This is a genomic window from Lysinibacillus sp. TE18511 (assembly GCF_054062295.1).
Genome location: NZ_JBSSFD010000018.1, coordinates 18,668 through 44,033, shown reverse-complemented (window position 1 = coordinate 44,033; position 25,366 = coordinate 18,668). Strand labels below are relative to the sequence as shown.

Genomic DNA, 25,366 nt, shown 5'->3' with positions numbered 1-25,366 from the left:
GCACCTCCTTACAGATCGTCTATTCGTCTGTTTGATCAAAATACTTAGCTAAATTAGCAAGTCTTGGATCCACTTTTTGTTCATCAGCTTTTTTGTGTAGTTTAACGTCTTCATCTGTTGCGTAAGACCAGTTTTTACCACCCTGCATTTGCCCTTCAGTATTATCCTTGAACACTTGCATAGGTACCTCAAGAAGCACTAACTCCTCAAGAACTGGCTTCATGTCGATTACTTCACCATCAAGATAGTGAATATCTCCGCCATCTTCCCCTCGTTTTTCTTCGTCAATCCAGCTGAAAACTTCAACTGTCTCAACTTCGATAGGAAACTCAACATCTTCCCACGTGCGTGCACATGGTAATGTTAACGTCGCCGCCACAGTTAGCTGACATGTCATTTGCGATGCACCGAAAGTACATAGCCCTTTTACATGAACGGGCGAAATTGCTCGAATATCCTGGTTTCGCTCCATCACCTCGTCCAACTGGACACAGGCATCGATTGGCATCCCGTTTTGGCGGTATTTAGATAATTGATGAATTGACCATTTCATTCGTTTAATCACCTCGAGACAACACTGTTGATTATATAATGTGTAAAAATAGATGTCAAGATAATTTCTTGTCACCACAATAAAACCCACCTATAATTATATATTATGAAAAGCGTATTTGCTCCAAACCGTTCTAAATAAGCAACAGACTCCAAATTTACTGAGAACGAGAAGCAAATAATTTTGATAAAGGGGGCTTAAATAATGCAAGCAGTCGGAATAGTTGTTGAATACAATCCTTTTCACAATGGACATGCCTATCATTTGGAACAGGCAAAAAAAGTAGCACAAGCGGATATAGTCATCGCTATCATGAGTGGGAATTTCTTACAGCGCGGTGAACCAGCCATGGTCGATAAATGGACACGCACACAAATGGCTCTAGCAGGTGGTGTTGATATCGTCATCGAGCTACCTTATGTCTATAGTACCGCACCTGCAACTGATTTCGCAAAAGGAGCCATTTCCTTACTATCTGCAATTGGTTGCGATTCTTTTGCCTTCGGAAGCGAAGATGGTTCCATTCAACCCTTTATGAATACGTTTCAGCTCATTAAGAATCATCGCACTGAATATGACGCTTTTATTAAAGAAAGCCTTAAAACGGGTGCAAGCTATCCTAAAAGTCTACATTATGCCTATGAACAGCTTTCTCAAAAGTTTCCTGCTACATACATTGATTTGGCACAACCAAACAATATACTCGGTTTTCATTATATTGAGGCAGCCATGGCATTAGATAGTAAGATTAAACCTTTAACGATCCCTCGTATTGCTGCAGGTTACCACGACGCTTTACAAGAAGGTTCATCCATTGCTAGTGCCACAGGAATACGTAAGGCTCTATCAACAACCAGTGCTCTACAAAGTGTCCAAGACGTTCTCCCTAAAGCATCGTTTGATTATTTAACTGATTGGCATGGAAAATACGGTAAATTTGCAAGTTGGGATACTTTTTGGCCTTTCTTACAGTTTACACTTATTCGGCACACACCTAAGGAACTTACTCGCTACGCTGAAGTAACAGAAGGAATTGAACATGCTCTAATTAAAGCAGCGAAAACAAGTCATTCATTCAGCAGCTTTATGGAGAAGATTAAATCAAAACGCTATACTTGGACACGACTTCAGCGTATGCTCACACACATTTATACTGGATTTACAAAGGAACAACTGCAAAGCTTTAAGGCACCATCTAACATTCGTTTACTTGGTATGAGTAGAGAGGGACAAGCCTATTTAGGAATGCATAAAAAAGACATACCTTTACCTTTGATCAGTCGTGTTGCAGCTATGGACAATGCTATGCTTGCTGTGGATATTCATGCAGCAGAGGTATACAATTTAAGTATGGAACACGGAACAAAAGAACAAAGTCTTCCTAAAGATTATCAAACACCACCGATTCGTTTTTAAGTAATTAATTTTAAAAAAAATACTTCTAATTCACACCAAAAGGATGCCAGAAATTCTTCTAGCATCCTTTTTTAACTGGTTAATATTGCGAAATAAAGGAATCAACTTTGGTTCATCACCATAAGGTAATGGATGACATTTGTTGACATATCATATGCCTATATAAGTTGATTGGAGTGGAGACTGGGCGACTCCTTGGGGATTAGCAATAGAGGAACGAAGGCTAAGAGCATCACGTCCTGTGATAACGCCTTCGTGACCTACATCGTGTAGGCCCGAGACCCTGCAGCGAAGCGAAGCGGCTCATCGGACGCCCCCAGGAAGCTTTGCACTGTGCGAAAGCGAAGCGACAGCATTGTTTTATCTGTGCGAAAGTGAAACGACAGCAACAACAAAGCGCCCAGTCGGAACGGAAATCAACCCCACGTTATGGTAATAAGCCTTTATTTCGGTGGTAACTGTTTTAAATATTCGATTGCATCATCAACTGTTTTAACTGGAACTATTTTCATTTTTGTACCAATTTCTTTAGCAGTCTTTACTGCTGTAGCATAATTAGATTCAAGCTCGGGATATTTAGCTTTCATTTCTGGAGAAATTTCATCATCTGGCGCAAAAAAGATTTCCATACCATCTCGATCCGCAGCAATGACTTTATAGTCTATTCCACCAATTCTTCCAACAGAGCCATCAACCAACATTTCCCCCGTACCTGCAACAGCATAGCCTTTTGTTAAATCTTCTTCGAGAAGTTGATCTAAAATTTCTAATGTAAACATTAGCCCAGCAGACGGACCTCCAATATCCTCTGTTTTCATAGACACCTTTGGATCCGTTTCAATAGACTTACTTTCCGCATACGTAATACCTAGACCAGCTCTTTTCTCTTCTGATTTAGGGATTTCCTTTAATGTAAGCGTTACTTCTTGTTCTTGTTGATTACGTATAAATTTAATAGTCACCTTATCTCCAAGTTGCTTTGGCTTCAAAAGATCTACAAGCATTTGTTGGTTCCTAATTTTTTGCCCATCAACTTCAATAATTTCATCACCAGCTTTTAATAGATTATCCGAAGCACCGCCCTCTAGGACATTTAATACAAAAACACCGTTGAAGATAACTTTTGTTTGAATACCAGCCTTTTGAAAAGCTACATACTTTGCATTAAATTGTGAGTCTGACATTAATTTAAGCTGTCGAACATTATATTCCTCTTCATCCTCCAATGGATTTCGAACTTGACTAATATCCATTATTTTTTGATGTTTTTGTGTTTTCGCCCACAAATATGAAAAAGGCGTTGCTTGCTGCATAGCCACTGTCATTAAACTCATAGATCCTTTGTTTTCCGTGTGGTCATTTTCAACGGCAACAAATTTACTGACATCATAAGCACTTCCAGGTTTCATAATATAAGCGTCTAGACGGTATAACATAAAAAAACAAATCAAGACGAGTAACAATGCATAAATACTAATTTTTTTCTTCATTTAGAAGAACACCTCCTAGGACGCTCGCAAATCCATACGTTCATGTTTTTGCCTTTTTTACATATATTGATTTTAGCATTTGCCTATGTGAATGACAAAAAGTTGAAACGAGATGATAACATGTATGCGACAATTCAAATAGCGATTTGCATAGTTCTTATTCTATTACTCTTGTTATTCCCACAAACAGCTCATAATGGTACTGATTTAGGTTTAACCCTTTTTATGGATGCGCTATTCCCTTATTTATTACCCTATCTTATTTTAACACAATGGCTTCTCCGTTTAACGGCTCCTATGCGAACGAGAACAAAAAGAGCTTCGTTATACGTACAAGCCTATATTATTAGCGCACTCGGGGGATATCCATCTGGAGCAACAACAATCGTTTACTTAAAAAACAGTGGGCAACTACATCCAAAAGAAGCAAATTTTTTATTAGCTGTATGTCATGCGCCAAGTCCACTTTTCGTGTTGGGTTTTGTAAGCCTCGATTTATTACAAAGTAATACGTTCGGATGGTTGTTTTTATGTTTACTACATAGTTTTAATATTTGTTGTTTAATAACGGGTTACTTCTTATTTCGTAAAACGGATCCTCCTAGCATCTCCATACACAATACACCTTTGCATACAGCACCATTCTCTGAAAGCATAAAAGAAACAGCACCAACAATACTATTAGTTGGAACGACAATAATTTTTTTCACTACCATCCAGACGATCGTTCAGCAAGGCTTAGATTCACTGATACCCAAACTTCCCTATATAGCCGAACTTTCCATTGCCGCAATTCTCGAAGTTACAAATGGTCTTAAAATGACCGTCTCGGCTTTTCCCAATCTTTCATATTTACCATTACTAGTTGTTATCTTGTTAACGATGCAAAGTATAAGCATCCACTTACAAATTTTTGTTATTGCGAAATCAGCCAAGCTTTCCGTTCGACCATATATAAAATTCCGCCTACTTAGCATAATCATTGTACCCACTATTTATGCTCTTTTTTTCTTAAAATAACTAAGGCTCATCAACATAACGTGTGGTTGTTTTCCGTTTCGACTAAGGGCTTTCTCAAGGTGCCGACTGAGTCACTGTGGCATAAGGGCATTGGCGAATGATGTTTTTACCCTTCGTTCCTCTACAGGCTCGCTATAGGGCACGAAAAGGAGAAATCCGGTCGACATTCACCCTTAGAAAACGAGTAGCTCATAGCGTAAATTAGCGTCCCCTAATTAACATGACACATCAAAAAAGGATGCCTTAAAATAAGACATCCTCTTTGTATTTTATTTGGTAAAATCATACTTTTCTTTTAAGGCTGCCACAACACAAACAGGAACCAGTTCCCTGACATCACCACCATATTTCGCAACCTCTTTGACGATGCTTGAGCTTAAGAATGAATATTGATTTTTTGTCATAATGAAAAATGTTTCGATGGTTTCATCAAGAAAACGGTTCATCGACGTAATCTGCATTTCGTATTCAAAATCCGAAACAGCACGTAAACCACGGACAATCGCCTTTGCTTTTTTTTCCTTAGCATAGTCTATTAACAGTCCAGATGAACTCTCAATGCGTACATTGGGCAATGTTTTAGTCACCTCAGCCATTAAAGCCATGCGCTCTTCTACTGAAAATAATGGTCGCTTTGATGAATTATTTAAAACAGCAACATAAACTGTGTCAAATACATCTGCCGCACGTTTAATAATATCTAAGTGGCCAAATGTCACCGGATCAAAACTTCCAGGAACTACAGCAATTTTCTCTGACAACTTATTCTCCCTCTTCCTCTGCACAACAATCATTTCGTCTTGGCGTAATTGTAGCTGTCACTTCGTTAATGTGAAGCTCTTAGCCTAAGTACCTCTATTCAGTAGGTGTTTGGACATCCACTGAATGAAGATAAACAGAAATAATCGTTCCGCCATAAGTTTCTTGTCTCTTTAATACAAAATCCCCAAAACTTTGTGGTAATTCTACTTCTTTTGCATGCTCACATAAAATAATGCCATCATGCTGAATCTTATTATTGTCAACAAGTACCTGCACTAAGTCATAATACTCTTGATGATGGTATGGTGGATCTAAAAATACTAATTTAAACGTAATATCACGTTTTAATAACGCTTTCACAGCACGCTTCGCATCTATACGAAAGAGCTCAGAATAATCCTCGTAACGACATTTTTTTATGTTTTCCTGTAACACTTGGAACGCCTTTGCATCCTTTTCAATAAAAACGGCGTGCTCAGCTCCTCTACTTAAAGATTCGATGCCTAAGCCACCGCTTCCTGCAAATAAATCGAGCGCAATGCCTCCATCAAAGAATGGACCAATAATATTAAAAATGGATTCCTTCACTTTATCTGTTGTAGGTCTCGTCGTGTTTCCTGCAATGGCCTTTAACGGCATCCCTTTACGTTCTCCTGCTACAACTCTCATGTAGTCAAATCACCATACTTTCTTTATTCCATATATCAATTTCACCTTGGCGTAATTGCGTCCAGATTTTGAATTGTGCCTGTACAATCCAAAATCTGAGACATCCGCCAGAAGCTTTAGATAAAAACATTTTTGCAGCGAAAGTCAAACCTCCGCTGCAAAAATTTATTCTTGTTGTTCTTGAGTTATAATTTGGATACGATCATCACTTTTTTGTAATTCTACTAAAAATAATCGTTGTAGCCAAGCTTCTTCAACATAATAATGATTGGCAATTTTAATAATTGGTTCTGAAATAGTAGAATATCTACGTTGATTGAATACATAAAATCCAGGCTCGTTCGGGAATCGGAAAATGCGATTATCACTATTTACATAATACCCATTTTTGCCTTCACCAGCAGTATAGCCTAGATACGGCAACAATGTATCAGCAGTATATAATACTTGTCCTTCATGGAGAATAACATGAACATCTTCTTTTAAAACGTCATTAACGTAAACACTTCGCTCATCCTCAAATAACAGTGGGTATGTGCCATTTTCTTGTGCCGCATTTAACTTAAAATAAGACGTTTTTGCTTCTAACACCTCTGATAAAAGCTTGTCCATTGTATCAGGAGAAATCGGCTCTTCTCCAAGCTCATTCAGAGCCTCCTGCCATGCCGCCTCTTGATCAGCTGTCATATATTCTTTTAACGTCTTCACGATATCCTTTGTTTTTTCTGAACCAATCGTATCCTTCACTAGATAGGATGCCAAAACTTCCGGCAACCATGTTGGCGAATCTTTAAACTTATATTGTGACTTTATTTGAGACATTATAACTTCTTGCTCAACAGCTTGTTCAGTTAGTTCTGGCAAAAATAAAAGTCGATCATCATGTTCTTTCGCTGGACTCTTCTCTTGAATAATAGCAACGTGTTCGTCATTCAAAAACTGTAAATTTTCTAATGACGTTAAGAAATCCTTTGAAATAGCTTCCGGTGCATAAATAGATAACACAGGGGTTTGCTCTTGTACCTTTAGATTACCCGCTTGCCAATAAATATCACGAACTGTACCACTTCCACTAAACATTGTATAGTTAACAAGTGATAGTTGTTGCTGACCTACTAAAGGCAAGCCAGTTATCCACTGACCAACAATTTTACTATCAGTTGAAATATGTACAACAGAATAAGACGCTTCACCATTCGTTAATGTAGCGAAAGCATTTTGGATGAGCATTTTATCTTTTAAGCCACCCTCAATTGGAATTATGTATGAAACAGATTGCGATTTAGTCTCTCCTTTTTTAAAGTATGAGACTTCTTCTGATAAACGACCACAACTTTTTTCATTTTCGATAAAGCAACTAGGATTTACCGCATTTTCTGGCCATTTTATATTCACCTTTTGGTTTGGTAAATTTTTAAAATGTTGGCGAATATCCAAGCTATTTTCCCGATAGACAATTTCGATCTCTTGCGAATAATGGAATTCGCCATTTCCTGTTTCTAAATCAGATGAATAAGCATGGTACTGGAAAAATAACGTTCCGGTAATGATTAGTGCTAGTATGGAAAAAAAACTCATTGCAAATTTCATGTGCTTGACCTCCCGCAGCATGATACTATGTGTATTGGAAAGGATGTGCAATTATTATGCCACAACAATTTATAGAATTAGGTGAGGGCTATGGTGATGTTTATGAGCTACTTGAAATAGTAAGAACCAATCAAGATCGCTTCCACCAAGCCTTTATACTAACCTCCACAAAAGAAGAAAAAAAGTTTGCTTCTTTAGCAGTCGCTTTAAAACCAGTCGGTGACAGTAAATTCATGCCGATTTATATTTGTCGAGAAGGCATCCCTTTTAATGAGGAGCAGCCTTCAAAGCGACAAAAAATGTTCGAAGAAAGTATTAAACAACTAGATCGAAAAGCGGTTGTTGTAGAAATAAAGCACTCATCTATATTTTCGGAATCAAAACTATTTTATCAATACTTAATCGGGATAATGAGACTTCATCACTATATTCCAGCATTAGTGTAATATTATAGTCCTACTTTATAGTCATATTCCTTCGCTTTATCTGGTTTTGCATTTTCAAACTCAGTTTTAACGAATGGTCGATAAGACTTCACAACGTCTTTCACAAATGGAAGGCGTTGTAATTTTGTTGTCATTGTTTCAATTTCCTCTCGCTCGCAATAAAGCACTACATATTTTTGCCTCCGAGAAATATAAAGAACATGCCCATATTTTCGAAGAGACTTCGCATGTTTTAATTGATGGACGTAAACGATTAGCCCTTGTCGTTCGTTCATATATTATTCCCTCATTTCTTACATAAAAGAATACCATAGACCGGAAAATGATAGCAACAGAGTTTAGCTGACAGAACGCTCATTTTTCCGTTATAATAAAAAAGCATACAACGTTGATTCAGAGTTTTACTTTCACTTATACAAGTTAATAAGGAACTAGAGTTTGAACTTCACTGATTTTATTTGTTCACAAAAAATTCTGTAAGTGAATTTGCCAGTACTTTTTATATCATTTTATTGTTAAGGAGGACGAATATGGGTAAGAAAACAAAGATTGCGCTCGCAATTGCAGCGGCAAGTGCAGCTGCTTGGGCAGGTAGTAAAGCTATTTCTAAACCTCAACAACGAGAAAGTAAACAAGCATTACAATTCGATCATCCAGTTATTCTTGCACATCGTGGCGGTGCCGATTTAGCACCTGAGCATACAATGCCTGCTTTTGAGAAAGCCGCACAGTTAGGTGTTGACGGCTTTGAAATAGACATTCGCTTAACTAAAGATGAGGAAATCATCGTATTCCACGATGATACTGTTGAGCGTACGACAGATGGCTATGGTCTTGTTGCAGACATGACTTTAGCAGAAATAAATGCATTAAACCACGGTTATCAATTTGAAGATTTGGATGGGGAATTTCCTTATCGAAATGAAAAAATAGACGTCGTAACGTTACGTGATCTACTAGAAAATTATCCAAATATGTTGATAAATATTGATATTAAAGATGCACCAGATACGTATGAAGGAAGTTTAATGCCCTCTAAACTATGGCGTTTAATTGAAGAGCTTGGTGCAGAGAATCGAGTAGTTGTCACAAGTACTTACGGTGAACAGATAGATCGCTTTAATCTATATGCACAAAATCAAGTAGCACTCGGTGCAGGTGAATCAGATGTTCGTAAAGCATTCGCCTCTTTCTCAAGCCAATTTGGACATTTATATCACCCAAAAGTAGATGTATTCCAAATACCGCCAAAATCAGGAGTTATTGCACTGGATTCACCGAAGTTTATTCAGTTTTTAAACAACTTAAACATCCCTGTTCACTATTGGACAATCAATGACGCGGCAACAATGAACAAGTTAATTCACAACGGCGCAAAAGGTATTGTTACTGATCGACCTGATATTGCTGTAGAACTATTACAAAAAAATGAATACTAGAATGGAGCTTACTCTCTATTTCTAAGCTAGTACTAGATAGATACTAGATTACTACATGAATTGGTAAGGGCCACTTTTAACAGCCCTTACCTTTTATTCAATATTCGGTCTTTTTCACCCATTATGCCACGAATCCCGCTATATTCAAGGAATTTGATTGTGGCTCTCACCCCATGCATTTTTTAAACAAAGCTTTTATTTCAGATAATATAATACTGTATCTGTCACATCTCGTAATGTTGCTGTTCCGCCCAAATCGGCTGTTTTAACACCTTGTGCTAGTGTCGCTTCTATTGCATTTAGTACGCTTGTGCCAAGCTCATGATAGCCTAAAAAATCAAGCATCATTTTACCCGTCCAAATTTGTCCAAGTGGATTGGCTATCCCTTGACCTGCAATATCAGGTGCAGAGCCATGGACTGGTTCGAACATAGATGGATATTGTCGCTCAATATTTAAATTTGCTGCAGGAGCAATTCCGATACTCCCCATAATTGCACCACCTAAATCTGTTAAAATATCGCCAAATAAATTTGATGCAACGATAACATCAAAGTTATCTGGCTTCATTACTAAAAAGGCAGCTAAAGCATCAATATGATTAGATACTTGTCCTATGTTCTCATAATCTTTACCTACTTGCGCAAATACTTCATCCCAAAAAGGCATACTGTATGTAATTCCATTCGATTTTGTGGCACTTGTAACATGCTGACGTCGAGTTTTCGCCATTTCAAATGCATACCGCATCGCACGTTCTGTACCCTTCCTTGTAAAAATGGCATTTTGGATAGCAATCTCATCTTGTCCACTATGTATTCTGCCACCACTTTCAGCGTACTCTCCCTCTGAGTTTTCACGTACAACGACAAAATCGAAGCCGTTTGGGTTACGTAACGGCGAAGGCAAACCTTGAAGTAGCTTTGCTGGACGTACATTAATAGATTGTTTCATCTCACGGCGAATTTTAATAAGTAGTCCCCATAATGAAATGTGATCTGGTACTAAATCTGGCATGCCAACCGCACCTAAGAAAATTTGATCATAATCTTTCAATATTTCAATACCATTATCCGGCATCATTTTACCTGTCTCTAAATAATAGTCACAGCCCCATGGGAATGTTGTCCATTCAAATTCAAAGCTTCCATCTAATTGAGCAGCTTTATTAAGAACTTCTATCGCCGCTGGTACAACCTCTTTACCTATGCCATCTCCTGGTATAACGGCAATTCGATAAGTTTTCATTTCTTTATCCTCCTTTTATTTCTATATTGCTTATTCAATTACTATACAATTTTCCCGCAACTATTACACCCCGCAGTCGCAGTAGTATTGTATATAGAAAAAAGACTGTATACAAACTCATAATTCATCGAGTTTGTTACAGTCTAAAAAGAAGTATTACTTAGTTTATGCAGAGCAAGAGCAAGAACCGCCTGAGCCACATCCTCCGCCGCAGGAAGAACCTGATGCAAAGAACGGATTACTTACAGGAACTTTCACTGCTTCTGATACAGTTTTCCCCATAAGTAGACTTATCTCGTCAAGCAAATCTTGAAAATCATTTTCAGCAATCTTTAAGGCCGAAACTTTTTCATTTAAATCGAGCGCGCGCTTTTGCTGACGAATCGATTTCATAATTGTATGATAGTCCGGATGATATTTTCCGAAACGTTGTACATCTTCGTACTGCTCTTTTATGCGATTAAATGAGTAAATAGCTTGAACTAATTGGGCATCGCTATAAACAGCATCATACGCTTGTTGCAGCGTTTTCGCAGGCTCAGAGGAAAGAATCATCTCACAAAGCGCATCGGCCTCATCCAAAATGATTACCCAGTCAGAGGTGATCATCATATTTAATTCCCCCAATCTCTTTCCCATCATAACAGATTTTGTGGTAATTTTACATTATTGATATTTTTAAATAAGGGAGTTTTCTAATTGGTCACATCGTCTAAAGGACAAATAGAAGAATTACTAGCAGATATTTTACAAAACAGTACAGCTGAAGATGAGGAAGTTTTACTGCATTTATTGTCAGGACTTCGTGATAAACAACAAGGTATCCATCGCCGTTATATTAATGCTGCCTTACATATGGTTGGCAAATTTGAAGCTGAGATTAGCGAGGTTCGTATCCCCATTACACCCGTTATCCATAATACCATTAAGGTTCCACATGGAGGAATTATTGCAACAATTGCAGATGCAGCAATGGGAGGGCTTGCTTCGCGTTCTGTACCAGAAGGCTTTAATGTGGTCACAACTAATATCAATGTCTCTTACATTGCCACAACAACGAACAAAGAACTAATCGCTCGTGGACGTTTCGTACATAAAGGACGTCAAACACTTGTGATGGAATGTGATATTGAAGATGAGACTGGGCGAAAACTTGCGATTGCGACCGCTACTTTCTTTGTCATTCAACGCCGTCCTTAGTCATAAGATTTAAAAAGTAATCTCGAATACATTGTTGATCGGAAAAAGGGAATTTTTGATTTTTTATTTGTTGAGTCTGTTCATGCCCTTTTCCGGCAACTAATACAATATCGCCTTTTTCTGCCTTTGCTAATGCCTTATGAATAGCAATGTTTCGATCTAGATAGATTTCATAGTATTGCTGTTCAGTAAAACCAGCAATAATACTTTCATTAATTAGGATAGGATCTTCATCACGTGGATTATCGGTTGTTAAATAAATGATATCAGCATACTTACTAGCTACCGCTCCCATCGCAAATCGTTTGGCCTTATCTCGATTCCCCCCGCAGCTAAATACGAGGTAAAGCGTTTTCGAACTATCAAAAGTTTGTAAAACAGCCTGTAATGCTTCTGCAGTATGCGCATAATCTACATACACATCAATTCCAAATGCATTGTCTATTTTTTCAAGCCTTCCTTCTGGTAGCCTCAACAACCACATATGCGCTGCTATTTCATCAATGGAAAAACCTAGACGCCACAAAGTCATTAACGCAGCTACAGCATTTTGTACATGATACTTACCAACAAAAGGAATTTCTACAATATGCTCACTTGATGAAGTTTGTAAACAAAGTACTGTTTTTCCAGTGGATTCACTGACAATTTGGATATGTAAATCATTGTGATTATCAAAGCCAAATGAGCAGGATTTTTTCTTATCATAAATACCGACAGAACGGCAAAAATTATCATCTCCATTTAATACTAGCTTTTTTGATAAATCTGCCAATCTTTTTTTCGCACGTTTATATGCCTCAAGTCCTCCATGATCTTCTAAATGGTCCTCCGATAAATTTAAAAATACGCCACAATCGATATCACAATGATCAAGTCTATGTTGCTGTAACCCCATCGATGAAGCTTCTAAAACAACATGTGTAACACCATTTCGTACACATTGCTTTAAAATCGGATGTAACTCTTTTGCTTGCAATGTTGTTAATTGCTCATACTTTGTTTGTTGTTTCTGTTCATTAATGAAAAATCCTACCGTTCCAATAACTGCTACATTTTTATGTAAGGCTCTTAACAACTGGCTCACAAAATGACTGACTGTTGTTTTACCATTTGTACCTGTAATCGCAATTACTGTTAATGCTTCTGCTGGAAAGGCTGAAAGTTTTGCACTCGCATACGATAAAAATAACGATGTATTCGGAACCCACACAAAAGGTATGTTTTGATCGGTACTAGGTAGTGAGATACTTTCCTCTGATACTATGGCGGCAGCACCCCGAGCTATTGCTTCATTTACAAAGCGGCTTCCCGATGTTTTCTTCCCCTTACGAACAATAAAAATATTTCCAGGCTTGATTGCCTGTGCATAATCCTCAACGCCCGTAATAATTGTGCGAATCGATCCTCCAGTCACGCTACATGGCCAGTCTTTCAATAGTTCAGCTAATTGCAAGCTTCATTCCCCCTTTCAGTTCTCTATCATATGACGGCGTATGTATCAGTGTGACGGAAAATCTAAGCGGTCATTGTGCTTATCTTTTTCGTATAAAATGAAAAGACTGAAGATAAACTTGATTGTGCCAAGTTTATCTTCAGTCTTAGATTTATATGTATCCCGCGTTAACATCTGATTGGTGAAGACTAATAATCAGCGAGGATGAAGAAAACCCCACTGATTAAAGTTTCACTTTATCCCGCGTTAACGGGCAGTAATTTATCTGTACCATATAAACTGCCTGTAAACGCCCGATTGGTGAAGACTAATAATCAGTGGGGTTGAAGAAAATCCCCACGATTAAAATTTCACTTTATGGTGATGATTCATCAATATTTTCTACTGGTTCCTCAGTGTCTTTATTCTCACTATCCAGCTCCTGAGAAGAAGGTTCTAAAAATATTTGTGTATAATAGTTTAAAAATACGCCAGATCCTACTGTAGTATATTTATCATTTAATATAACCTTTCGATGCTCAGGAGAATTAAGCCAACCATGCATTGCTTCGATCGCATCAAAATAATCAGTTGCAAGATTTTCATTGGCCTCACTATAGATGATTTCCTGTGTTTCTAATCTCTTTTTTAAATCTCCATTTGTTGGTGATTCATGTCCAAGAAAATTTTGAACCTTCATATCTTCACTATGCATTTTTGCTACTTCTTCTAATGACTCATCAATTTCTACTACAGGTAAATCATGATGAACCCTTGTTACATTTATTAAATCGTCTAACTGTCTAGCATTCGCTTCATTAATTTCCTGCTGTAAAAACGAGGAAGGTGGCGTTGATGTAACAAGCTCGCCTTGATAAGTCATTTCATAAGGCTGATGAAGAGCAAGCGTTTTACTATTAGTAAAGCGTATTCCTTGTAGCTCACTTGTTTCTCTATCTATATAGAGTTGCGCAAAAAGCCCATCGAATTTTACAAGCAATCGTGTCTGCATATCTTCTTCACTCATTGAGAAAACGAAAATATTTTCACCCACACTCGCAGATACTTCATAATCAATGAGTGTCATTCGGTAAATATCATCGCGCTTCTGTCCAATTTTAAACGGATAAGCATCTAGATCTTCACCAGCTATGTAAACTTGTGTCACAACATTATTTTGAACGCCTACCATAAAAAATGTAGAAGCACTTGCATTATAAACCCACCATTCATAGCCAAAGGATGATGGTTCTTTCCGAGCCGGTTTACCGTATTTATCCAAAACTTTCTTTGCTTCTTGACCGATTAATGTCGACATCCCACTTTTTGGGCGTGTCACCGCACCTACTTCAGGCTGCTTTAACTCGGTTTTAGGAATAACATTTGAATTGGCATTCGGACCTTTTAATGGCTCGTTTTCCCGTGGTGTATTAAAAAACATAAAGCCAATCAACGCAATTGCAGCACATGCCATAAAAATGCGAAATAAAGCTTTCATATTTGACTCCTTTTCATCGCCATTATTCTGTAAATTATTATATCAATTGTAATTGGGTTGACACAATGTTGTCATTGCAACAATGTTAAATATGCTCTATTATAAAAATGAGCGTATACTTTGTACGAGAACCTAAAGGAGGATTATAGATGTATTTTGAAAATACTAACCTTGAAAATTTAACAGCTGATCAAGAACTTATTGTAAGCATCATGAAACAAAATGGTTTAGAATGTGATGGCGGCTGGGACTACGAACGTATGACATTTGATAAGCGTTTCGATACTCGCGAGGGACGTTACTACCTACGTGTATTTGCATATGCAAAATCTGGTGATGTTGGTGCACACGATGCAATCCTAACATTAATGAAACCAGTACTTGGTAAGTACTACTATCCACACGGCGTTGAGTATGGAGATGACGAAGTTTTCCCAGCTCATCTTGTAAAAAAATGTGAAGAAATCTTAAAAAAGGTTAAATTAGACCTAGAAGCTTTTAAAATTCAAGCGTAATTTTAGATAGTTATTTCACGGTGCATGTCGATTAAATATTCGGAATCATTTTATCATTTATCTGTCAGACGGTGACAGTACATCAAGTTGGCAACAGCATACAGTGCAATAGCTATATCTGAAAAGACTGGTGGTCCAGTCTTTTTTATTTTGAGTAAAAATATTATTTCTTCTCATACTACCTATATCTTTAACATGATGTAGGTGAGATAAATGTTACAATACTTTAAAAGTCCTTTTTTTCGTCATCCAATAATCGTTATAGCTATCACGATTGCAATTCTTTGGGTTATATCCTTGTCATTACCAATACTACTTGCCTACGTAACAGCTTTACTATTAGAACCTGTAATCATACGAATCAGTAAACGATTCCGAAAAAAACGCAAAGTAGTCGCCTCCGTTTTTTTTATGTTCTTTTTATGTATGACATTACTATTATGTATTCTCGTTATATTTATAAGTTGGAAACAATTTTCAACATTTATCATTCAAATTCCAGAGTATCTTAATCAGCTATCAGCCATATGGATTCAAATACAATCCAAACTTTCCAATTATACTTATCAATTGCCCTTAGATCTAGTTATACAAATTCAACTTATGATAGCACAGGGCCTATCCGCAATCGAAAAATTCGCACTTTCTTTAACAAGTGTGAATGTTTGGTCATCTTTACTTACGTATATAGCTTCACGTTTGTTTGATATTTTTGTTTATTGGATTGTGTTATACATGTTCCTTTTAGAATTACCAACTATTAATCGTAAAATGTTAATGCCCATTCCCTTCCACTACCATCAAAAAATACTATTTATTGGACAACGTGTAAAACTTGCATTATTTGGTTTTATAAAAGCACAATTTTTAGTTAGTATTTGCATTTTTGCTATAGCTTTTGGAACCTTTTATTTTCTTAAAACACCTTTCCCACTTATTTTAACACTCTTACTAGTCATTTTAGATTTCATTCCTTTTTTAGACTCATTTATGTTGCTGATTCCTTGGGCAATTTACAAAGCCTTTACAGGTGATTATGTCTTTGTTGCTGTTTTAGTCATACTCACAATCGTACTATTTTTAGTTAGACGTATGATTGAGCCTAAAGTAATCGGAAATAAAATCGGACTGTCTTCACTGACAACTTTTATTGCAATGTTTATCGGTTATGAAATATTTGGGTTTTTCGGTATTTTAATTGGTCCTTTACTCGTTGTTGTGTTTCTTTCTCTATTTAATCAAACATCTATAAAAAATCTCCCACCTTCTCAAGAATAAGGAGGGAGATCTTTTTTTATCAATTATACCTCGGCATAATTGTGTCCGGAAGCTTAAGCCTATCCGCTGAAAGAAGTTAGAAGCCAAAAATAGCTTTAATGGCAGATGTTGTTTCACCTGGTTCGAATAAAACATATAGTAAAAAGTATACTAAAACTCCAGTAATCGCTACGAAGAACCAAATAATACTTGTAATCGGTCCAATACGACGGTGAAGCTTGATATTAGTTTTTAAACCAGAAATAATGCTAACAATACCAAATACTGCTCCTACTGTCGCTAGGGTAATATGGAAAATCAAGAAGAAAGTATAATATGGTTTTAAATCTTCTCCTCCACCAAACGCTGTATTACCAATAAAGACTGTACGTGAAACATAAATGATAAAGAAGGTAAGTGCAGCAACCCCTGCAGCTAACATTACTTTTTTATGTGCTTCTACCTTTCTTTTTATTATTAAGCCCCAACCAATAGCCACAAGTACAGCACTGATAACGATGAATGATGTACTTATAGTAGGCAAAATTTGCAATTCCATTCACAAAACTCCTTATACAAAGTAAATTTCTATTTTACAATTGATGTTGCTGCTGACTTTCCCATTTCTTTTGATGTTCTTTTAACGCATCAGCTGTAATTTTATCAGGATCCTTTTGTTCTGACCGATACCATCTTGTAAAGATAGTGCCAATTAAAACGCCAAAAATAAGCTCTTGTAAAATCTTCATTAGAACGCCGCCTAGTTGCTGATCCGCAACAGGTGTCATATCTGTAAAGAGCTCTGGTCCTGATAGGGATAAACCAGATAATGTTGAAGCTGGTACACAAAGCTCCATTGCCTTAAGCCATGCTTCACCATTTGTATATGTTTCATACATAGCGTTTGGTGCGAAAATAATTAGCCCACAAGCAGGTGTAATTAAGACCGCATTAGCAATGATATAGGCTAACTTATACAAAGGCTTCATTTGCGGACCATTTGGCACCGTGTGGATTAATGGCCAATACATTAAAACAGCAGAAACAAATAATACAAACGTATATGTACCATGTAATGTTTCATTCAACTTAATGTAATCTAATACATCTGGTAAATGATAGAAAGAAAATAGACCGATAAACACAATTACCGCAACGACAGGTAATGTTAGCACTCTAAATACAGATCTAACAACTGGTGCTTCAATCGCAACTTTCCATACCCACCAAGGAATCCCTTTAATTAAGAAAATCGGTACAAGTAACAATAGTATAGCCATTTGCACCATATGCATCGTAAACATAATGTGCGCCATTAAATCTATTGGAGATCCTTTAATAATATAAATCGTTACCATTGCCAGTACAAAATAAATTGCCTCTCCCTTTTTCAGAGGCTCACTTACTTTAAAATCCTTGCGCCACTTTGTTGTGACTAAAAAATAGATGACTGTTATGAAAACAAGAACCCCTATTAAGTATGGGCTCCATAAAGCTTGGAAACCAAATATACTAAGTGGCATATAGAACGCACTCCTTTAACTTCAGTACTCCTATTATAGAACGCTTACACTTATTCTGCAATGAACGAAAGGTGAACAAATAACTATCCACAGTTTACTGTTGTTCACATTGTGAAAAATAATACGGTCAAGGAAATCTGTGAATGCTGTTGGGCTTTAATGAGGGCGATTTCCGTTCCAGGCTACTCGCTTTGTTGCTGACGCTTCGCTTTCGCACAGATAAAACATTTGTCGCTGACGCTTCGCTTTCGCGCAGAGCAAAGCTTCCTGTGGGCGAGCGTCGAGCCGCTTCTTCGCTAAAGGAACGAAGGCTAAGTGCGTCACGTCCTGTGACAATGCCTTCGTGACCAACATCGTGTTGGCCTCAGGGTCTCGACTGTCTCGCTTTCCCACGGGAGTCTAGTAGCCTTCCACTCCAATCAACAATAGCGTAGAATTTTTATAAATTTTATGCATTTCAAAATTGGAAGCTAGGACAACGAACTATTGAACAGAATATATTTATAACAGAGAGGTAATTGACATTGTTGCCGCTGACACTTTGTTTTCGCGCAGAAAACATTTGTTGCTGTTGCTGCTTTCGCACAAATAAAACTCTTTTGCTAAACTGCGTTTTATCACTTAAATTAAACCGACATGTCAGAGAATACATGCTATGTAAATTAGTTGATTGGAGTGGAGACTGGGCGACTCCTCGGGGATCAGCAATAGAGGAACGAAGGCTAAGAGCATCACGTCCTGTGATAACGCCTTCGTGACCAACATCGTGTTGGCCCGAGACCCTGCAGCGAAGCGAAGCGGCTCATCGGACGCCCCCAGGAAAGCGCCCAGTCGGAACGGAAATCAACCACTCGTTTTGCTCAAGAACCATAATGTATGCCTTGGTTCTTACCTGCCCATCACTATATCGTGAATAGAACCCAAAAAGAAAAGCACGTTCCTACGCTAGGTAGAGAACGTGCTTTTTTGGTGATTACCACCAAATAATTGTTAAAAATGCTAAGAAGAATGTAAATGCGATTAATATACCCATCCACATGAAGAAGCCAATTACACCACCGAAGTGTGTTTTTTTGTCTTCTAAGTGCATGAAAGCGTAAAGTTGAAGAACAACTTGAACACCAGCAAGCAATAAAATGAGCGGGAATATTAAGTATTTAGAAAAATCAGCTGCAACTACTGCGAATGCGATAAACGTAAAGAATATCATAATCGCAAAATTCATTACTTGTTTACGCATATGAACGGCATTATGATGACGATCATACTCGTATTGTGCCTGAGACTTAGCAACTATCGGTGTATCGTGTGATGACATATTATCCGATCACTCCCATCAAGTATACTACTGTAAAGATAAATACCCAAACTACGTCGATAAAGTGCCAGTATAAAGCAGCCACGAAGAATTTAGGTGCATTGTATAAGTTAAGACCACGTTTAGCGTTACGAATCATTAACGTTGAAATCCACACAAGACCTAAAGTTACGTGGAAACCATGTGTACCAACTAATGAATAAAACGCAGTTGAGAACGCAGATTGGTCAAATGTGAAGCCTTTGTGTACATAGTGATAAAACTCATAGATTTCAAGACCTAAGAATCCAAGACCTAAAAGTAATGTAATACCAAACCAAGTTTGCATAGCTTTAAAGTTAAAGTTACGCATATGGTAAATTGCATAAACAGATGTTAGTGAAGATGTTAATAATAACATCGTCATAGCAAAAGCTAAAGGTAATTCAAATAAACTTTGTGTTGTGAACTCCATGCCAGCTGGCCCTTTGTTCTTAAGCGCTAGGTAAGTAGCGAATAAACTTGCGAAAAGTACAACTTCACAGGCAAGGAAAATCCAGAAACCAACAACTTTATTTTTACCTTCCATCGTAGCTTGTTCAGGATGATCTGGCCAAGTATGAGGAGTAAATTTAGTATTGAAATCCATTATTTATTTCCCCCTTTGCCGTAAAGATGTTCTTCAATTTCAAGAATTTCTTCTTTGTGTAAGTGGAAACCGTGATCATCCTTAACAGAACGGAAAATCATAGCACCAAATGTAATTGCAAGACCACCAATTAAAATATAAATAGACCAAGGTTTATCTGCATCTGGATGATAAAGTGCACCGAATGCTGCAATAAACATACCTAGAGAAATAACAAATGGGATAGCTGAGTTATTAGGCATATGAATATCACCGACTGGCTCAGCAAAAGTCATTTCTTTATTTCCTTCTTGTTTTTCAATCCACCATGGATCTAAACCACGAACAAGTGGTGTTTGACGGAAGTTATAGAATGGGATTGGTTGTGGAATAGACCATTCTAAAGTACGTCCATCGCCCCATGGGTCTCGACCTGCTGGTTCGCCTTTGATAGACAATAAGCAGTTAATTACCATTATGATAACCCCTACACCCATCATTAATGCACCGATTGTAGAGATAAAGTTGAACTGATCCCAACCTTGACCTTCCATGTAAGTGAATACGCGACGTGGCATACCCATTAAACCTAAGAAGTGTTGAACGAAGAACGTTAAATGGAATCCGATGAAGAAAATCCAGAAAGTAAGTTTACCAAGCGTTTCGTTTAACATACGGTTGAAGAAAATTGGCCAGTAGAAGTGTGCTGAACCAAATATCGCTGTTACGATACCACCAACGATTACGTAGTGGAAGTGAGCAACGATAAAGTAAGAATCGTGTAATTGGTAGTCAAGAGGTGCAGATGCTTGCATAACCCCTGTAACACCACCCGCAACGAATGACGGGATGAAACCAAGTGCATAAAGCATTGGTGTTGTAACTTTAATAGATCCGCCCCAAAGAGTTAAGATCCAGTTGAATACTTTCATACCTGTTGGTACGGCAATTGCCATTGTTGCAACAGCAAAAATTGCGTTGGCTGTTGGCCCAAGACCAACTGTAAACATGTGGTGAGCCCAAACCATGAACCCTAAGAAACCGATTAAAATTGTTGCGAATACCATTGAAGAGTATCCAAATAAACGTTTACGAGAGAACGCTGGAATAATCTCAGAGAATAAACCAAACGCTGGTAATATTAAGATATAAACCTCTGGGTGTCCGAAGATCCAGAATAAGTGTTCCCAAATAATTGTGTTACCACCCATTGTATGGTCGAAGAAGTTACCACCGAACATACGGTCAAATAACATCATTAATAAACCAATAGTTAATGGAGGGAATGCGAATAGAATTAATGCACTTGATACAAGAGCAGTCCAAGTGAATAATGGCATACGCATGAATGTCATACCTGGAGCACGCATTGTAATAATCGTAACGATAAAGTTAAGACCTGAAATTAATGTACCTGCTCCTGAAATTTGTAAACCAAGAACATAGAAGTCAATACCATGTCCTGGAGAATATAAAGATAATGATGCATAAGACGTCCAACCCGCATCAGGAGCGCCACCCATAAAGAATGACAGGTGAAGGAATACTGCACCTAGGAAGAATAACCAGAACCCTAAAGAGTTAAGGAATGGGAATGCAACGTCACGCGCACCAATTTGTAATGGTACAAGCATGTTCATAAATGCGAATAGTAATGGAGTCGCAGCTAGGAATAACATTGTCGTTCCGTGCATTGTTAATAATTCATTGAAAAAACCAGCTGATATGAAATCGTTATTTGGTTTCATTAACTGAATACGCATTAATAACGCTTCAAAACCAGCGATAGCAAAGAACAATGTACCGGCTAATAAATACATTACTGCTAACTTTTTATGGTCGACAGTTGTAATGTAGTCCCAGACATTTGCTCCAAAGCCCTTTTTCTGTGTATATGAGCTCACAACTTTTACCTCCTTCAAAGTTTGTTACAATAACTAAAAATTATTTCTCAACAGATAAGCCCATGATATACGTTGCTAGAGCTTCAATTTCTTCGTCGGATAAGTCGCCATAAACAGGCGCAGTGCCCTCTGGATTCATCATTAAGTTACCTGGTTTGAATTCTCCAGGGTTCTCAATCCAAGCTTTTAAGTTTTCTTCATTATGTTCTAAGAAACCAGCAACACGGTTACGGTCACCAAATGTAGTTAAGTTAGGACCTGGTGTACCTCCTGCTCCTGATCCAGAAACAGCATGACAACCTAAACAACTTTTAGCAAATGTTGCTTCACCAAGATCTGTTGAAGCTTTATCAGCCACTTTTCCTTCTGTTGCTTTCATTGAAGCTACCCATGCATCGAATGCTTCTGGGCTTAATGCTTTAACTTTGAAGTCCATTAATGCGTGTGAAGGACCACATAATTCAGCACATTTACCATAGAATACGCCGTCTTTAAGGTCTTTCGATTCTTTATCGAATACTAGATAGAATTTGTTTAAGTTATCTACGTTCGTATCCATTTTACCGCCTATAGCAGGAATCCAGAATGAGTGCTTTACATCGGCAGCCTTTAAGTTAAAGTAAACTTTTTGGCCTGTTGGTACAACTAGTTCTTGAGAAGTTACAATACCTTGGTTAGGGTATTCAAACTCCCACCAGTATAATTTTGCAGTTACATTTACTGTAAGTGCTGTTTTGTTACCATTTTCATCTACTTCGTCCATAGCAGCAACATCTGCAAATTTGTAAGTAGCGGTAACAACTGGTACAGCTAAGATTAATAATAAAATAATTGGAATAACTGTCCAAATTACTTCAAGAGTGTGACTTCCTTCTACTTGCTTAGGAATAACATTTTCGCCAACTTTTGAACGGCGGAATTTTACGAATGCAAGTAAATAGATAACGGATACTATTACTACTACTAACGTCATAATTCCCGTAGCTAACAGTAATAGATTGAATTGTTCTTTACCTACTTGACCAGATGGTTTCAGTGCAGAAATATAATCTTCACCACAACCAGAAAGGAAAACCATCATCACTGTTAGAAGTGAAAAAAGACGCCATTTTTTAAGCCCTTTCATCATAGCTTAATTAAACCCCTCTTTCTTTGTTGTATTTTCATGTGTACCTAGGACATTAGTTCTGTCTATATGAATTCTTTAGGATAAGAAAGAATTCCTGAATTTAGCTAAACAACGCAAATATGATAATGGATACAAATAGTATTGTCATATGGTTCAATGAATAGATAAACATTATATTTGCCCATTTTAAATCATCTTTTGTGGTAAAGCCTTTAAAAGCTAGAATCACCCAGCCCAAGTTCAATGCAGTCGCAAGAATTAAGAAGCCTACCCCAAGCTCTGGTAAAAGGAATGGTAACGGAAATAATAAAATAATCCAAAATAACATCGAGTACTTCGTTCGTTTAAATCCTTTTACTACAGGTAGCATCGGTATATTAGCTGCACGATATTCTTCAGTACGTTTCATAGCAAGCGCGTAAAAATGCGGAGGTTGCCATGCAAACATAATAAGGAATAAGGCAAGTGCTCCTGGACCTAATGCAGGCTCAACAGCTGCAAAGCCAATAACTGGTGGAATCGCTCCTGAAATACTTCCTACAATCGTGTTACTAACATGCTTCCTCTTTGACCACATTGAGTACAGAACGACATACGCAAATATTCCTACTAGTCCCCACATGCCGGCTGCAAACGATGCCGCAAATAACAAAATTTCACCTACAATTAAAAATGAGAGGGCAATGGTCAATACAAAATTCGGCTTAAATCTACCTGTTACTGTCGGTCTTGCCTTCGTTCTTTTCATGATTGGGTCAATATCCTGATCAATAAAGTTATTCATTGCGCCTGAGCCACCTATTATTAATGCCGCACCCAGCATGGTGAACAATATGACATCAAGCTCTTGCAAGAAGTGTCTACTAGTAAATTGAAATGCCAGCCACATCCCTGTAAACGTTGTGACAAGATTCGAGTTTACGATTCCAATTTTTATTAGTGCTAAGAAATCTTTTACAACAGATGTTGATTCTGGTCCACCATTTCTAGTAGCCGTCAGTGCACGACCGTTTGACATGATACCTCTCCTTTCATTTTTGTAAGCATATTCCGCTAATGTTTACTATAGCGAAATTTGCGATTGATTTCTAGACATTAAGTGAAATTTAGATGAAGTTGTAAAAATTAGCTTTGTCTAGAAATATAATTAAAAACAACATATCTATAGTAAAACATTTTCTAAAATGAATTGTGAAGGTTAAAGTACGAAATTATGAACAATTTGTGAAATGGAATCGACATCTAATACTCCCTACTCTTTACAAGTTGTTTTTTTCCTGTATTTTCGATATTATCTAGTAGCAGAAACATTACTTTCATGTAATGTTTATAGATAAAGTAGGTGACTCATTTTATGCAACACAACAGGTATATGAAGTGGTTTGCTGTTGCCGCTACAATTGGAATGCTTCTTATTTTATTAGGTGGAGCACTTGTTACCAAAACAGATAGTGGCTTAGGCTGTGGTCGAAACTGGCCTGATTGTAATGGTTCTCTTATTCCAAAAGAAATTACACCAGAAGTCTTAATTGAATTTTCACATCGTGCTGTAACTGGAATTGTATCTATTTCTATTCTTGTGTTAACAATTTGGACATGGCGTAAACTCGGTCATATTCGCGAAGTAAAGTTATTAGGTTTTTTAGCGATGTTTTTCTTAATCGCACAGGCTCTTATTGGAGCTGCTCAAGTATTGTGGGGGCAAGGCGATTTTATACTAGCACTCCACTTTGGGATTTCTCTTATTTCCTTTGCTGCCGTTCTCCTTCTCTCTATGATTGTATTTGAAGTGGATCGGAAATTTGATGCCGATAACGTTTTCATTGGTAAAAAGTTACGTTGGCATACGATTGCTGTCACAATTTATTCTTATTTAGTCGTTTATACAGGGGCGCTTGTTCGCCATACAGAATCCAGCTTAATATGTCCTGACTGGCCATTTTGCAACAATGAAACACCATTCGCACCACTAAATAATATGTATGAATGGGTGCAAATGGGGCATCGTTTTGCTGTTCTGATCTTTTCTATTTGGATTGCATACATAACTTGGCACGCTATAAAAGAATATAAAAATCAACGTGTTATTTACTATGGCTGGATTATTGCCTTTATTATAGTAATTTTACAGGTGATTGCTGGTATGTTAGTAGTCCTAACTAAATTGAATTTAACAGTCGCATTACTGCATTCATTATTTATTTCAATATTATTTGGTCTACTTTGCTACATGGTCTTACTAGTTGCACGTAGCGATTATAAAGGAAAAAATAAAGAATAGTAGAAAAGATTCGCTACATCAGTGGCGAATCTTTTTTATTTATTTAAACGACTTCAATTACAAAGC

Annotated in this window: 28 protein-coding genes; 10 read left to right on the top strand and 18 right to left on the bottom strand. The window is 37.4% G+C overall.

Features of this window, described 5'->3' with window-relative positions:
* Positions 1 to 19: 19 nt before the first annotated feature.
* On the bottom strand, positions 20 to 553 hold the full coding sequence (locus tag ACVWXS_RS14235) for a YceD family protein (RefSeq protein WP_456958690.1): 534 nt from the start codon (positions 551 to 553) through the stop codon (positions 20 to 22).
* A gap of 204 nt (positions 554 to 757) precedes the next feature.
* Between ACVWXS_RS14235 and ACVWXS_RS14230 the strand changes: the two genes are divergently transcribed.
* Positions 758 to 1,969 carry a nucleotidyltransferase gene (locus ACVWXS_RS14230; protein WP_456958689.1) on the top strand — a complete coding sequence of 404 codons (1,212 nt, stop codon included), beginning with the start codon at positions 758 to 760 and terminating at the stop codon, positions 1,967 to 1,969.
* 326 nt (positions 1,970 to 2,295) lie between these two features.
* Positions 2,296 to 2,427 (top strand): hypothetical protein, encoded by a 132-nt coding sequence (locus tag ACVWXS_RS14225; RefSeq protein WP_456958688.1) that lies wholly within the window; start codon positions 2,296 to 2,298, stop codon positions 2,425 to 2,427.
* On the opposite strand, the gene ACVWXS_RS14220 is transcribed toward ACVWXS_RS14225, so the two are convergent.
* Positions 2,413 to 3,459, bottom strand: coding sequence for a SepM family pheromone-processing serine protease (locus tag ACVWXS_RS14220; RefSeq protein ID WP_456958686.1), 1,047 nt, complete (start codon positions 3,457 to 3,459; stop codon positions 2,413 to 2,415). The genes ACVWXS_RS14225 and ACVWXS_RS14220 overlap by 15 nt on opposite strands.
* 120 nt (positions 3,460 to 3,579) lie before the next feature.
* Here ACVWXS_RS14220 and ACVWXS_RS14215 point away from each other — a divergent pair, with 120 nt between their 5' ends.
* Positions 3,580 to 4,479 (top strand): hypothetical protein, encoded by a 900-nt coding sequence (locus ACVWXS_RS14215; RefSeq protein WP_368635560.1) that lies wholly within the window; start codon positions 3,580 to 3,582, stop codon positions 4,477 to 4,479.
* 269 nt (positions 4,480 to 4,748) lie between these two features.
* Here ACVWXS_RS14215 and coaD read toward each other — a convergent pair whose 3' ends face one another.
* The 3 genes from coaD to ACVWXS_RS14200 all read right to left on the bottom strand — a co-directional run bounded on the left by coaD (position 4,749) and on the right by ACVWXS_RS14200 (position 7,500).
* On the bottom strand, positions 4,749 to 5,273 hold the full coding sequence (gene coaD / locus ACVWXS_RS14210) for a pantetheine-phosphate adenylyltransferase (protein ID WP_402984062.1): 525 nt from the start codon (positions 5,271 to 5,273) through the stop codon (positions 4,749 to 4,751).
* Between the two features lie 61 nt (positions 5,274 to 5,334).
* The gene (gene rsmD, locus ACVWXS_RS14205; protein WP_368635562.1) at positions 5,335 to 5,910 is read right to left on the bottom strand and encodes a 16S rRNA (guanine(966)-N(2))-methyltransferase RsmD; all 576 of its coding nucleotides are present in this window, start codon (positions 5,908 to 5,910) and stop codon (positions 5,335 to 5,337) included.
* Between the two features lie 165 nt (positions 5,911 to 6,075).
* Positions 6,076 to 7,500: an RNA polymerase II gene (locus tag ACVWXS_RS14200; protein WP_456958685.1), complete on the bottom strand. Its 1,425-nt coding sequence runs from the start codon at positions 7,498 to 7,500 to the stop codon at positions 6,076 to 6,078.
* A 56-nt stretch (positions 7,501 to 7,556) separates the two neighbouring features.
* Here ACVWXS_RS14200 and ACVWXS_RS14195 point away from each other — a divergent pair, with 56 nt between their 5' ends.
* The gene (locus tag ACVWXS_RS14195) at positions 7,557 to 7,946 is read left to right on the top strand and encodes a DUF7147 family protein (RefSeq protein ID WP_368635564.1); all 390 of its coding nucleotides are present in this window, start codon (positions 7,557 to 7,559) and stop codon (positions 7,944 to 7,946) included.
* 2 nt (positions 7,947 to 7,948) lie between these two features.
* On the opposite strand, the gene ACVWXS_RS14190 is transcribed toward ACVWXS_RS14195, so the two are convergent.
* Positions 7,949 to 8,221 (bottom strand): YlbG family protein, encoded by a 273-nt coding sequence (locus tag ACVWXS_RS14190; RefSeq protein WP_068983270.1) that lies wholly within the window; start codon positions 8,219 to 8,221, stop codon positions 7,949 to 7,951.
* Between the two features lie 255 nt (positions 8,222 to 8,476).
* On the opposite strand from ACVWXS_RS14190, the gene ACVWXS_RS14185 reads away from it, so the two are divergent.
* Complete coding sequence (locus ACVWXS_RS14185) at positions 8,477 to 9,385, top strand: glycerophosphodiester phosphodiesterase (protein WP_368635565.1); 909 nt, start codon at positions 8,477 to 8,479, stop codon at positions 9,383 to 9,385.
* A 195-nt stretch (positions 9,386 to 9,580) separates the two neighbouring features.
* Here the strand turns inward: ACVWXS_RS14185 and ACVWXS_RS14180 are convergent, their stop codons facing one another.
* A complete protein-coding gene (locus tag ACVWXS_RS14180) occupies positions 9,581 to 10,633 on the bottom strand; it encodes a tartrate dehydrogenase (protein WP_368635566.1) in 1,053 nt (350 codons plus the stop codon).
* A 165-nt stretch (positions 10,634 to 10,798) separates the two neighbouring features.
* Positions 10,799 to 11,245 carry a YlbF family regulator gene (locus ACVWXS_RS14175; protein ID WP_368635567.1) on the bottom strand — a complete coding sequence of 149 codons (447 nt, stop codon included), beginning with the start codon at positions 11,243 to 11,245 and terminating at the stop codon, positions 10,799 to 10,801.
* Between the two features lie 87 nt (positions 11,246 to 11,332).
* Between ACVWXS_RS14175 and ACVWXS_RS14170 the strand changes: the two genes are divergently transcribed.
* Positions 11,333 to 11,833: a PaaI family thioesterase gene (locus ACVWXS_RS14170; RefSeq protein WP_402984051.1), complete on the top strand. Its 501-nt coding sequence runs from the start codon at positions 11,333 to 11,335 to the stop codon at positions 11,831 to 11,833.
* Here ACVWXS_RS14170 and ACVWXS_RS14165 read toward each other — a convergent pair.
* Both ACVWXS_RS14165 and ACVWXS_RS14160 read right to left on the bottom strand, forming a co-directional pair.
* Positions 11,814 to 13,289: a UDP-N-acetylmuramoyl-L-alanyl-D-glutamate--2,6-diaminopimelate ligase gene (locus ACVWXS_RS14165; protein ID WP_427418545.1), complete on the bottom strand. Its 1,476-nt coding sequence runs from the start codon at positions 13,287 to 13,289 to the stop codon at positions 11,814 to 11,816. The two genes, ACVWXS_RS14170 and ACVWXS_RS14165, sit on opposite strands and share 20 nt — an antisense overlap.
* Positions 13,290 to 13,644: 355 nt before the next feature.
* A complete protein-coding gene (locus ACVWXS_RS14160; RefSeq protein ID WP_456958682.1) occupies positions 13,645 to 14,766 on the bottom strand; it encodes a CAP domain-containing protein in 1,122 nt (373 codons plus the stop codon).
* 149 nt (positions 14,767 to 14,915) lie between these two features.
* Here ACVWXS_RS14160 and ACVWXS_RS14155 point away from each other — a divergent pair, with 149 nt between their 5' ends.
* Together ACVWXS_RS14155 and ytvI are read left to right on the top strand one after the other, a co-directional pair.
* Complete coding sequence (locus ACVWXS_RS14155) at positions 14,916 to 15,281, top strand: YugN family protein (RefSeq protein ID WP_285396036.1); 366 nt, start codon at positions 14,916 to 14,918, stop codon at positions 15,279 to 15,281.
* Positions 15,282 to 15,494: 213 nt separating this feature from the next.
* Positions 15,495 to 16,559: a sporulation integral membrane protein YtvI gene (gene ytvI, locus ACVWXS_RS14150; protein ID WP_456958680.1), complete on the top strand. Its 1,065-nt coding sequence runs from the start codon at positions 15,495 to 15,497 to the stop codon at positions 16,557 to 16,559.
* Between the two features lie 76 nt (positions 16,560 to 16,635).
* Here the strand turns inward: ytvI and ACVWXS_RS14145 are convergent, their stop codons facing one another.
* The 3 genes from ACVWXS_RS14145 to ACVWXS_RS14135 form a co-directional block, all read right to left on the bottom strand.
* A complete protein-coding gene (locus ACVWXS_RS14145) occupies positions 16,636 to 17,097 on the bottom strand; it encodes a DUF420 domain-containing protein (RefSeq protein WP_068983278.1) in 462 nt (153 codons plus the stop codon).
* Between the two features lie 34 nt (positions 17,098 to 17,131).
* The gene (ctaG, locus tag ACVWXS_RS14140; protein ID WP_456958678.1) at positions 17,132 to 18,061 is read right to left on the bottom strand and encodes a cytochrome c oxidase assembly factor CtaG; all 930 of its coding nucleotides are present in this window, start codon (positions 18,059 to 18,061) and stop codon (positions 17,132 to 17,134) included.
* A 156-nt stretch (positions 18,062 to 18,217) separates the two neighbouring features.
* Positions 18,218 to 18,415: a hypothetical protein gene (locus ACVWXS_RS14135; protein WP_456958677.1), complete on the bottom strand. Its 198-nt coding sequence runs from the start codon at positions 18,413 to 18,415 to the stop codon at positions 18,218 to 18,220.
* A gap of 316 nt (positions 18,416 to 18,731) precedes the next feature.
* Here ACVWXS_RS14135 and ACVWXS_RS14130 point away from each other — a divergent pair, with 316 nt between their 5' ends.
* Positions 18,732 to 18,974, top strand: coding sequence for a hypothetical protein (locus ACVWXS_RS14130; RefSeq protein ID WP_456958675.1), 243 nt, complete (start codon positions 18,732 to 18,734; stop codon positions 18,972 to 18,974).
* Positions 18,975 to 19,034: 60 nt separating this feature from the next.
* On the opposite strand, the gene ACVWXS_RS14125 is transcribed toward ACVWXS_RS14130, so the two are convergent.
* The 5 genes from ACVWXS_RS14125 to cyoE all read right to left on the bottom strand — a co-directional run bounded on the left by ACVWXS_RS14125 (position 19,035) and on the right by cyoE (position 24,037).
* On the bottom strand, positions 19,035 to 19,379 hold the full coding sequence (locus tag ACVWXS_RS14125; RefSeq protein WP_368636850.1) for a cytochrome C oxidase subunit IV family protein: 345 nt from the start codon (positions 19,377 to 19,379) through the stop codon (positions 19,035 to 19,037).
* Position 19,380: 1 nt separating this feature from the next.
* Positions 19,381 to 20,007 (bottom strand): cytochrome c oxidase subunit 3, encoded by a 627-nt coding sequence (locus tag ACVWXS_RS14120; protein ID WP_068983281.1) that lies wholly within the window; start codon positions 20,005 to 20,007, stop codon positions 19,381 to 19,383.
* The gene (gene ctaD, locus ACVWXS_RS14115; RefSeq protein WP_068983282.1) at positions 20,007 to 21,890 is read right to left on the bottom strand and encodes a cytochrome c oxidase subunit I; all 1,884 of its coding nucleotides are present in this window, start codon (positions 21,888 to 21,890) and stop codon (positions 20,007 to 20,009) included. Before ctaD ends, ACVWXS_RS14120 begins: the two co-directional genes overlap by 1 nt.
* Positions 21,891 to 21,930: 40 nt before the next feature.
* A complete protein-coding gene (coxB, locus tag ACVWXS_RS14110) occupies positions 21,931 to 23,019 on the bottom strand; it encodes a cytochrome c oxidase subunit II (RefSeq protein ID WP_368636852.1) in 1,089 nt (362 codons plus the stop codon).
* Between the two features lie 100 nt (positions 23,020 to 23,119).
* Positions 23,120 to 24,037 (bottom strand): heme o synthase, encoded by a 918-nt coding sequence (cyoE, locus tag ACVWXS_RS14105; RefSeq protein ID WP_456958673.1) that lies wholly within the window; start codon positions 24,035 to 24,037, stop codon positions 23,120 to 23,122.
* 336 nt (positions 24,038 to 24,373) lie between these two features.
* Between cyoE and ACVWXS_RS14100 the strand changes: the two genes are divergently transcribed.
* Positions 24,374 to 25,300, top strand: coding sequence for a COX15/CtaA family protein (locus tag ACVWXS_RS14100; protein ID WP_423474829.1), 927 nt, complete (start codon positions 24,374 to 24,376; stop codon positions 25,298 to 25,300).
* Positions 25,301 to 25,366: the final 66 nt, after the last annotated feature.

What these genes read in the sequence shown, in the direction of transcription:
- coxB (WP_368636852.1), bottom strand. Translation starts at nt 23,019, where the DNA reads ATGATGAAAGGGCTTAAAAAATGGCGTCTTTTTTCACTTCTAACAGTG.
- cyoE (WP_456958673.1), bottom strand. Translation starts at nt 24,037, where the DNA reads ATGTCAAACGGTCGTGCACTGACGGCTACTAGAAATGGTGGACCAGAA.
- ACVWXS_RS14195 (WP_368635564.1), top strand. Translation starts at nt 7,557, where the DNA reads ATGCCACAACAATTTATAGAATTAGGTGAGGGCTATGGTGATGTTTAT.
- ACVWXS_RS14145 (WP_068983278.1), bottom strand. Translation starts at nt 17,097, where the DNA reads ATGGAATTGCAAATTTTGCCTACTATAAGTACATCATTCATCGTTATC.
- ACVWXS_RS14155 (WP_285396036.1), top strand. Translation starts at nt 14,916, where the DNA reads ATGTATTTTGAAAATACTAACCTTGAAAATTTAACAGCTGATCAAGAA.
- ACVWXS_RS14200 (WP_456958685.1), bottom strand. Translation starts at nt 7,500, where the DNA reads ATGAAATTTGCAATGAGTTTTTTTTCCATACTAGCACTAATCATTACC.
- ACVWXS_RS14125 (WP_368636850.1), bottom strand. Translation starts at nt 19,379, where the DNA reads ATGTCATCACACGATACACCGATAGTTGCTAAGTCTCAGGCACAATAC.
- ACVWXS_RS14220 (WP_456958686.1), bottom strand. Translation starts at nt 3,459, where the DNA reads ATGAAGAAAAAAATTAGTATTTATGCATTGTTACTCGTCTTGATTTGT.
- ACVWXS_RS14135 (WP_456958677.1), bottom strand. Translation starts at nt 18,415, where the DNA reads ATGTTGGTCACGAAGGCATTGTCACAGGACGTGACGCACTTAGCCTTC.
- ACVWXS_RS14215 (WP_368635560.1), top strand. Translation starts at nt 3,580, where the DNA reads ATGTATGCGACAATTCAAATAGCGATTTGCATAGTTCTTATTCTATTA.
- ACVWXS_RS14230 (WP_456958689.1), top strand. Translation starts at nt 758, where the DNA reads ATGCAAGCAGTCGGAATAGTTGTTGAATACAATCCTTTTCACAATGGA.
- ACVWXS_RS14180 (WP_368635566.1), bottom strand. Translation starts at nt 10,633, where the DNA reads ATGAAAACTTATCGAATTGCCGTTATACCAGGAGATGGCATAGGTAAA.
- ACVWXS_RS14175 (WP_368635567.1), bottom strand. Translation starts at nt 11,245, where the DNA reads ATGATGATCACCTCTGACTGGGTAATCATTTTGGATGAGGCCGATGCG.
- ytvI (WP_456958680.1), top strand. Translation starts at nt 15,495, where the DNA reads ATGTTACAATACTTTAAAAGTCCTTTTTTTCGTCATCCAATAATCGTT.
- ACVWXS_RS14235 (WP_456958690.1), bottom strand. Translation starts at nt 553, where the DNA reads ATGAAATGGTCAATTCATCAATTATCTAAATACCGCCAAAACGGGATG.
- ACVWXS_RS14100 (WP_423474829.1), top strand. Translation starts at nt 24,374, where the DNA reads ATGCAACACAACAGGTATATGAAGTGGTTTGCTGTTGCCGCTACAATT.
- coaD (WP_402984062.1), bottom strand. Translation starts at nt 5,273, where the DNA reads ATGATTGTTGTGCAGAGGAAGAGGGAGAATAAGTTGTCAGAGAAAATT.
- ACVWXS_RS14185 (WP_368635565.1), top strand. Translation starts at nt 8,477, where the DNA reads ATGGGTAAGAAAACAAAGATTGCGCTCGCAATTGCAGCGGCAAGTGCA.
- ctaG (WP_456958678.1), bottom strand. Translation starts at nt 18,061, where the DNA reads ATGCCACTTAGTATATTTGGTTTCCAAGCTTTATGGAGCCCATACTTA.
- ACVWXS_RS14160 (WP_456958682.1), bottom strand. Translation starts at nt 14,766, where the DNA reads ATGAAAGCTTTATTTCGCATTTTTATGGCATGTGCTGCAATTGCGTTG.
- rsmD (WP_368635562.1), bottom strand. Translation starts at nt 5,910, where the DNA reads ATGAGAGTTGTAGCAGGAGAACGTAAAGGGATGCCGTTAAAGGCCATT.
- ACVWXS_RS14120 (WP_068983281.1), bottom strand. Translation starts at nt 20,007, where the DNA reads ATGGATTTCAATACTAAATTTACTCCTCATACTTGGCCAGATCATCCT.
- ACVWXS_RS14190 (WP_068983270.1), bottom strand. Translation starts at nt 8,221, where the DNA reads ATGAACGAACGACAAGGGCTAATCGTTTACGTCCATCAATTAAAACAT.